We start from the raw sequence: 8238 nt of genomic DNA, 5'->3' as shown, positions 1-8238 counted from the left end.
TATCTCACCATGCTCGCTGATCACGCAGATCGCGGTCTTCGCAAGCGATACATCCAATCCAACAAACAGCTTCATCCTGTCATCCTCCATATGGGTTCAATGCGGGAATGGCGGCAGCCCAACGCTGATCTGGCAAGAAGTAACGGCGGTGCGTGACGCAGGTCCCGTTACAGCATCTCATAGCCAGCAAATGACGCGTGCGGCGAGGGCGATGGCTGACAGAAAGACCTTCTGGCAGCGGCCGTAGCGGGTTGCCACACGCCGCCAATCCCTGAGCCTGCCGAACATGATCTCGATCCGGTTGCGCCGTTTGTAGCGGCGCTTGTCGTATTTAGCCGCTTTTTTTCTGTGCTTCCGGCCAGGGATGCAGGCACGTATCCCTTTGTCTTTCAACGCTTCTCGGAACCAACCAGCGTCATATCCTCGGTCTCCGAGAAGCCATTCCATCTTTGGCAAATTGCTCACCAAAGCGCGAGCACCGATGTAATCGCTGACCTGTCCTGCGGTCACGAACAGGTCGAGCGGTCGTCCCTGACTGTCGCAGATGGCGTGCAGTTTTGTGTTCATGCCGCCTTTGGCGCGGCCCCCGGCCCAACGCTTTGCAAGGGGCCTTTGGTCCATTGCCAAAGGGGCGGGAGAGCCTCCGTCTTTTTACTGTATGATCTCACGCCAGGCGCTTTTTGCGATCAACTCAGATTGTGCCACCACAACCTCGGCCTGTTTGATCGAAGCGATGTCCACCAGTCGTCCCTTATAGACGGTTGCCCCGGCGCCGGATGCCTTGGCCTCTTCCATCGCAGCCAGGATTTCGCGGGCTTCGGTGACCGCTTCTTCAGACGGGGTGAACACCTGGTTTGCCAGCGCAATCTGTTTTGGGTGGATCGCCCATTTGCCCACCATGCCCAGAGTGGCTGATCGTTTGCATTGCGCGATATAGCCCTCGTCGTCGGAAAAATCGCCAAAGGGTCCGTCCACCGGCAGCACGCCGTGGGTTCGGCAGGCTGCCACGATCGCTGCTTGCGCCCAATGCCAGGGGTCGGACCAATGTTTCGCGCCATCGTGCATCATATAGTAGTTTTCCTGGGTACCGCCGATACCGGTGGTCTGCATGCCCATGGAGGCTGCGAAATCTGCCGCGCCCAGCGACATCGCCTGCAAACGCGGGCTGGCGGCTGCAATCTCTTCCACGTGGGCGATGCCCGCTGCTGATTCGATGATCACCTCAAAGGCAATCGGCTTGCTGCGCCCTTTGGCGGTCTCAATCGCGGTAACCAGTGCATCCACCGCATAGATATCGCCCGCACAGCCCACCTTGGGGATCATGATCTGGTCCAGCCGGTCGCCAGCCTGTTCCAGCACATTCACCACATCGCGGTACCAATAGGGCGTATCCAACCCGTTGATCCGCACGCTCAGGTGTTTGTTGCCCCAATCAACGGTATTGATCGCCTCGATCACATTGGCGCGCGCCATGTCTTTGTCGGAGGGCGCCACGGAATCTTCGAGATCAAGGTTGATCACATCCGCCGCCGAGGCCGCCATTTTGGCGAAGAGTTTTGTGTTCGAGCCGGGACCAAACAATTGGCAGCGGTTCGGACGGGCCGGGGCGGTGGGCTGAATGCGAAAGCTCATCTCGGGGCTCCTCAGATGGATGGTGTCGTAAAGGTAATGATATGTCGTTTGGTGTCATTTGATTGATATATAATTTCGCATTAATGCGCAATGATCATTTTGCATGTGCAGCATTGTTTGCAAATCGCCCAATTATTAATCACTGAAACGCAGGAGCCTTTCGCGCCAATGCGTATTTGGTTGGAATAAAAACGGTAAAAATGCTTCATGAGTCGAAGAACCTTGCAAAGAAGCTTTATTCTGCGCTGCACTCCGGGAGCTCCTCGCAGATCGAATCCGATACATTATCTCGGACTTTAATTCTATGCGGAGCGCATTGAGATGATTGAGACCCCCTATCTCCTGTTTTTGGGCGATGCGCCCGACATGTTGGCAGCCAAAGTGGCGATTGGCATCCGGGACTGGCGCCCGGACCATGCGGTTGGCCAGATCTGTCTGCCGGGGTGTGGCGCCGATCTGGGCCTGACCGAATTGACCCTGACCGAAGCCAAGGAAGCTGGTGCTAAGACGCTGGTTATCGGCGTTGCAAACCGGGGCGGCGTGATTTCTGCCGCGTGGAAAGAGGTTCTGGTGCAAGCGCTGGAAATGGGTTTTGACATTGCATCCGGCCTGCACAATCTGCTGCGCGATGAAAATGATCTGGTTGCCGCCGCACAAACCCACGGCTGCACCCTGCATGACGTACGGATCCCCACTGTTGCCTACCCAATTGCAAACGGCGTGAACCGGACCGGCAAACGCTGCCTGGCGGTTGGCACCGATTGTTCCGTGGGCAAGATGTATACGGCGCTGGCGATGGATGCTGAGATGCAGGAACGTGGGATGAAATCCACCTTCCGCGCCACCGGCCAGACCGGTATTCTGATCACCGGTCAAGGCGTGCCTCTGGATGCGGTTATCGCTGACTTTATGGCGGGTGCGGTTGAATATCTGACCCCCGACAATGATGACGACCATTGGGATCTGATCGAAGGGCAGGGATCCCTGTTCCACATCTCTTACTCGGGCGTCACCCTGGCGCTGGTTCATGGCGGCCAACCCGATGCGTTGATCCTGTGTCATGAACCCACCCGCACGCACATGCGGGGCCTGCCGGGTTTTGACCTGCCGACTTTGCAAGAGCTGCGCGACACCGCCCTGCCGCTGGCGCAGAAGTCCAACCCCGCCTGTCAGGTTGTTGGTATCTCTGTAAACACCCAGCATCTGAGCGAAGATGAGGCGCTGACCTATCTTGCCGGTTTGGAAAAAGAGATGGGCTTGCCAGCCGTGGATCCGTTCCGCCAAGGGGCGGCCCGTCTGGTGGACGCGCTCGCGGCGGTTTAATCGACCCTTCCCGATCGGAGGCGCGTGTGGTTTACTGCGGGCGCCTCCGGCGGAAGTATTTTTGAAAAGATGAATGCACGGGCGGCCCCAAACCTGGGTGAGCCTTAGGGTGACGTGTGATGTGCGTCAGATGGCAAGGGAACGTAAAATGGAACTGAGTGTCACCGCAGATGTGTTCAAACTGGCGCAGGTGTTTACAATCTCGCGCGGGTCACGGACCGAGGCCAAGGTGCTGACGGTCAAGATTGAACAGGACGGACATGTGGGGTGGGGCGAATGTTTGCCTTATGCGCGCTACAACGAGACGCTCCACAGTGTGATTGATGAGATCCGCGGCCTGCCGGCCGAGTTTGACCGTGATATGTTGCAAGGCTTGTTGCCAGCAGGTGCAGCGCGCAATGCGGTGGATTGTGCCCTGTGGGATCTGGAGGCGAAAAAGGCCGGAAAGCGCGCCTGGGATCTGGTGGGGCTGCCTGCGCCCGCGCCTGAGATCACCGCCTATACCCTGTCGCTGGCTTCGCCTGATGAGATGCAGGCGCAAGCAGAAAAAAACGCGTTTCGCCCGCTGTTGAAGATCAAACTGGGCACGCCGGATGATATGGCACGTCTGGAAGCGGTACGGGCAGGTGCGCCGGACAGCACGATCATTGTGGATGCAAACGAGGGCTGGTCGGCTGAGGTCTATGCCGAGCTTGCTCCGCATCTGGTGCGTCTGGGCGTGGCCTTGGTTGAACAACCGCTGCCCGCAGGTGAAGACGATGCGCTGTTGGGCATGGAGCGCCCGGTGCCGGTGTGTGCCGATGAAAGCTGCCATGACCGCGAAAGCCTGACCAAGCTCAAAGGCAAATATGATGTGATCAACATCAAACTGGACAAGACGGGCGGGTTGACCGAAGCGCTGAAGCTGCGCGAGGCGGCGTTGGCTGACGGGTTCAAGGTCATGGTAGGCTGTATGGTCGGCTCGTCCCTGGCGATGGCGCCTGCGACATTGGTTGCGCAAGGGGCGGTTGTCACTGATCTGGACGGCCCATTGTTGCTGGCCGAAGACCGCCACACGCCGCTGCAGTTTGACGAAGCAGGTGTGCACGCCCCCGACGTGGCTCTGTGGGGATGATCGAGGTCGGGGAACGCTGGGCGGTTATTGCGGACTGTCATGGCAATGCGGATGCATTGGCGGCAACCCTGACAGAGATTGACCGGCTGGGCGCGACCCGTATTTTGAACCTTGGCGATCATGCCAGCGGGCCATTGGCAGCGGCAGAGACGCTGGATCTGATTATGGCGAGTTCTGACATGACCTCGGTCCGGGGCAATCATGATCGCTATTTATTGGGTGATCCGGCGACGCTTGCCCCGTCAGATGCGGTGGCCTACGCGGAGTTAACACCTGACCACCTGCGTTGGCTTGCTGATTTGCCCGCGACCCTGCGAGTTGACGATCTGTTCCTGTGTCATGCGACGCCTGCGCGCGATGATGTCTATTGGCTGCAAGATGTCACCGCCACCGGACAGGTGGTTCAGCGCGCCCGCGCCGAGGTGGACGGATTTGCGGCAGATCACATGGGTGAGGGCATCCAGATCTACCTGTGTGGCCATACCCATGTGCCGGGGATCGTGCAGCTGTCGGATGGCGCCTTGGTGGTGAACCCGGGCAGCGTCGGCCTGCCGGGATATGACGATGACGCACCAGTACCCCATGTGGTTGAAAGCGGTGACCCGGCGGCGCGGTTTGCGTTGATTGAACGCGCCCAAAACGGCTGGCAGGTTGAGCTGCGCCGGGTGACCTATGATGCCTCCCGCATGGTGGGCCTCGCCCTGAAACATCAACGCCCGGGCTGGGCGCGTGTACTTGAAACTGGGTGGTACACCACCTGATCCCCCTTCATCGATGCTTGACGCGCGGGCCAACACGCCCGACAAAGCAGCAAATACAATAGGAGTTAGTCCATGACCCGTACCGTGTATGTAAATGGCGAATACCTGCCTGAGACCGAAGCCAAGGTCTCGATCTTTGACCGTGGATTCCTTTTTGCGGATGCGGTTTATGAGGTGACATCTGTTCTGGATGGCAAGCTGATCGAATTTGAAGGTCATGCTGTGCGTCTGGACCGGTCGCTGGGTGAGCTGGACATGGCCGCGCCGTGCTCCAAGGAAGAGCTGCTGGAGATCCATCGCAAACTGGTCGAGCTGAACGAGATCGAAGAGGGTCTGGTGTATCTACAGGTCACCCGTGGTTCCGATGGCGACCGTGATTTTGTCTTCCCATCCGATGATACGCCCCCTTCTATCGTGTTGTTCACCCAGAACAAACCGGGCCTGGCGGACAGTCCTGCGTCGCGCAAAGGGGCCAAAATCATCTCGGTCGAGGATATCCGCTGGGGCCGTCGTGACATCAAAACCGTGCAACTGCTTTACCCGTCCATGGGTAAGATGATGGCCAAGAAAGCCGGTGCCGATGACGCCTGGATGATCGAAGACGGCTATGTCACCGAGGGCACGTCCAACAATGCCTATTACGTCAAAGATGGCGTGATCGTGACCCGCCCGCTGTCCAGCGACATTCTGCACGGCATCACCCGCAAGGCGGTTTTGCGCATGGCCGAAGAGGCCCAAATGAAGGTCGAAGAGCGCCTGTTCACCATTGATGAGGCCAAAGAGGCGGATGAGGCTTTCACCACCTCTGCCTCGGCCTTTGTTATGCCGGTTGTTGAGATTGACGGCGTGGCGCTGGGGGATGGCACTCCGGGTCCAATCGCAAAACGCCTACGTGAGATTTACCTGGAAGAAAGCCGTGCGGCGGCGATCTGATCGTACTGATTAAAAAACGGCCGTCCCGAGTTTGCGGGGCGACCCTTTGCACAGACAGCATTGCGTGAGTGGTGGCTGGTCTGTTTGCTCTGTGCCTTAAGCGAGGCATGAATTAAGCGATATTATTCTTTCAGGCGTTGTTTTGCCTGCTCTAACGCTTCTCTTGCTTCTTGAAAATTGGAGTTTCGGGCACAATCTAAGGCATGATCCACCAAGGATTTAATGCCCACCCCATCTGCAGCGTCGACCCCATTACCTGGTGATCCAGACGGGGGGAGTTTGTTTGATTTCGTGTAACCCATAGCAGCCTTTTCAGCCTTTTTTGTTCTAACTGTAATTTCTATTAAACTTTGCGTTACTTGTTCTGACAAGAGCAATCGAAGCAGCGGATTAACTCATGACGAAAATCGATGTATCCCAGATAAACGGCCAAACACTGCGGGTTTTTCTGATGGTTTTCGATGAAGTCTCGGTGAGCCAGGCCGCCTTGAAATTGGGTGTCAGCCAATCCAGCGTCAGCCATACGTTGGAGAAATTGCGCGGGATTTTGGGGGTGGAGCTGTTCCAGAAATCGGGGCGCGGCATTGTGCCGACCTCGGCTGCGACGCGTTTTGCACCACAGATACGTCAGATACTGGCGGATCTGGAAGCCCTGGGTGAGTCCGAAAGCTATGCTCCGCAAACCGACCCGCGCCCGATTGTCATTGCGATGAATGGCGGCGCCATGGCGGTGGCTGCGCGTGAGATCCAGACGGCGGTGTGGAGTGAGGTGCCCAACAAACGGGTGACGATCCGTGAATTAGGCGCGCGAGACAATCTGGAAGAGACGATCAATCGCATGGATCTGGACGCGGCAATCGTTCCGCGTTTGAACAGCTATGTCAATACGTTACGCACTACGACCCTGTATGAAGACACTTCGGCCGTGTTTTATGACTCAACCATGCGCGGTCCAATCACAACGGTCGAGGACTACGGTGCGGCGCATCATATCGTGTTGGATTTCGGCGGGCGGACCAAAAGCACAGTGGAACAGCGGTTGGAGGAATTTGCCATTCGCCGCCAAGTGACCGTTGGCGTGCCCAATGTCTGGCTATTGGCCGAGGCGATGCGGAATACCCCGCTGATCGCGACCCTTCCGGCCAAGCTGCACGACGGGGTGATGGCCGAGTTCGCAACCAGCGCCACGCCGTTTTCGATGCCCGATATCTCCTTTGATCTGATCTGGCATCTGCGGCAGGAAAACTCTCCCCGCAACCGCTGGATCCGCAGTGTGATCCAGCGATGTTTCACAGAGTGAGTTTCGCCCGTCGGTGAGACCGATGTCAGTGGCAGTGAACCGTGCCGACCTTGCGGTTCATATCGCAGCATTGACTAGGTGGGGAGCTTCTACGGCAATCGCCACCATGTGCCAATTTGTTGCTTGCGACTACTTCGCTTAGCCAACAGGTGGTGGAGCTTTCTGGCGCCGACGCGGGGGAGACCAGTGTAGATGATGCAATTGTGATCGCGGTAATGTGTCGGAGCATTTTTGTTACCTTAGGGTCAGGACCCATTGATTTCCGCTTAGGGTCGTGATTCACGATTCAAAAACCGAGTGGTGACCATGTCTGATCTATTTTGGCTGACGGATGCGCAGATGGCGCGTCTTGAACCCTTCTTCCTGAAATCTCGCGTTCACTGCCCGGCAGGGCATTGCATAGCAATGTCCCGAGAGGGGATGATCGGCGTGTGTTGAGCGGGATTATCTTCATTAACCGCAATGGCTTGCGTTGGCGGGATGCCCCCGCTATCTACGGGCCGCATAAGAAGTTGTACAACCGCTGGAAACGTTGGAGCGACAAGGGCGTCTTCGCCCGGATGATGGCCGGTCTGGCCGCGGAGCACCGCGAAGAGAAGACTGTGATGATCGACGCGACCTATCTCAAGGCACACCGTACCGCGACCAGTTTTGGCGTCAAAAAGGGGGGCGTGGACGCCTGATCGGTCGCACCAAAGGCGGCATGAACACAAAACTGCACGCCATCTGCGACAGTCAGGGACGACCGCTCGACCTGTTCGTGACCGCAGGACAGGTCAGCGATTACATCGGTGCTCGCGCTTTGGTGAGCAATTTGCCAAAGATGGAATGGCTTCTCGGAGACCGAGGATATGACGCTGATTGGTTCCGAGAACCCCTTGTAGACAAGGGCGCAAAGCCCTGCATTCCTGGCCGCAAGTCGCGCAAGAAGACCGTCAAGTATGACAAACGCCGCTACAAACGGCGCAACCGGATCGAGATCATGTTCGGCAGGCTCAAGGATTGGCGCCGTGTGGCAACCCGCTACGGCCGCTGCCAGAAGGTCTTCCTGTCAGCCATCGCCCTCGCCGCACGCGTCATTTGCTGGCTATGAGATGCTGTAACGGGACCTGCGTCACGCACCGCCGTTACTTCTTGCCAGATCAGCGTTGGGCTGCCGCCATTCCCGCCTTGAA

General features: G+C 57.6%; 8 protein-coding genes and 1 pseudogene. 6 read left to right on the top strand and 3 right to left on the bottom strand.

Annotated features, from left to right (window positions below; genetic code table 11):
* Nucleotides 1–177 precede the first annotated feature (177 nt).
* A complete protein-coding gene (locus tag KMP13_RS02480) occupies nt 178–621 on the bottom strand; it encodes an IS5 family transposase (RefSeq protein WP_353055671.1) in 444 nt (147 codons plus the stop codon).
* Nucleotides 622–651: 30 nt separating this feature from the next.
* Complete coding sequence (locus KMP13_RS02475) at nt 652–1632, bottom strand: L-malyl-CoA/beta-methylmalyl-CoA lyase (RefSeq protein ID WP_215263994.1); 981 nt, start codon at nt 1630–1632, stop codon at nt 652–654.
* 321 nt (nt 1633–1953) lie between these two features.
* On the opposite strand from KMP13_RS02475, the gene dgcN reads away from it, so the two are divergent.
* From dgcN to KMP13_RS02455, 4 genes are all read left to right on the top strand, one after another.
* Nucleotides 1954–2955: an N-acetyltransferase DgcN gene (dgcN, locus tag KMP13_RS02470; protein WP_215263993.1), complete on the top strand. Its 1002-nt coding sequence runs from the start codon at nt 1954–1956 to the stop codon at nt 2953–2955.
* 148 nt (nt 2956–3103) lie between these two features.
* Nucleotides 3104–4069, top strand: a complete 966-nt coding sequence (dgcA, locus tag KMP13_RS02465) for an N-acetyl-D-Glu racemase DgcA (protein WP_215263992.1) — start codon at nt 3104–3106, stop codon at nt 4067–4069.
* Nucleotides 4066–4830, top strand: a complete 765-nt coding sequence (locus KMP13_RS02460) for a metallophosphoesterase family protein (protein ID WP_251363649.1) — start codon at nt 4066–4068, stop codon at nt 4828–4830. The genes dgcA and KMP13_RS02460 overlap by 4 nt, the downstream gene beginning before the upstream one ends.
* A 72-nt stretch (nt 4831–4902) precedes the next feature.
* Complete coding sequence (locus KMP13_RS02455) at nt 4903–5763, top strand: D-amino-acid transaminase (protein WP_215263991.1); 861 nt, start codon at nt 4903–4905, stop codon at nt 5761–5763.
* 122 nt (nt 5764–5885) lie between these two features.
* On the opposite strand, the gene KMP13_RS02450 is transcribed toward KMP13_RS02455, so the two are convergent.
* Nucleotides 5886–6134, bottom strand: a complete 249-nt coding sequence (locus KMP13_RS02450; protein WP_215263990.1) for a hypothetical protein — start codon at nt 6132–6134, stop codon at nt 5886–5888.
* A 26-nt stretch (nt 6135–6160) separates the two neighbouring features.
* On the opposite strand from KMP13_RS02450, the gene KMP13_RS02445 reads away from it, so the two are divergent.
* Both KMP13_RS02445 and KMP13_RS02440 read left to right on the top strand, forming a co-directional pair.
* Complete coding sequence (locus tag KMP13_RS02445; RefSeq protein WP_215263989.1) at nt 6161–7063, top strand: LysR family transcriptional regulator; 903 nt, start codon at nt 6161–6163, stop codon at nt 7061–7063.
* A 306-nt stretch (nt 7064–7369) separates the two neighbouring features.
* A pseudogene (locus KMP13_RS02440) lies at nt 7370–8156 on the top strand (IS5 family transposase).
* Nucleotides 8157–8238: the final 82 nt, after the last annotated feature.

The organism is Epibacterium ulvae, assembly GCF_018678075.1.
Lineage (GTDB): Bacteria > Pseudomonadota > Alphaproteobacteria > Rhodobacterales > Rhodobacteraceae > Epibacterium > Epibacterium ulvae_A.
Note: the sequence above shows the minus strand (reverse complement) of the source record. Positions and strands in the feature narration are given on the sequence as shown.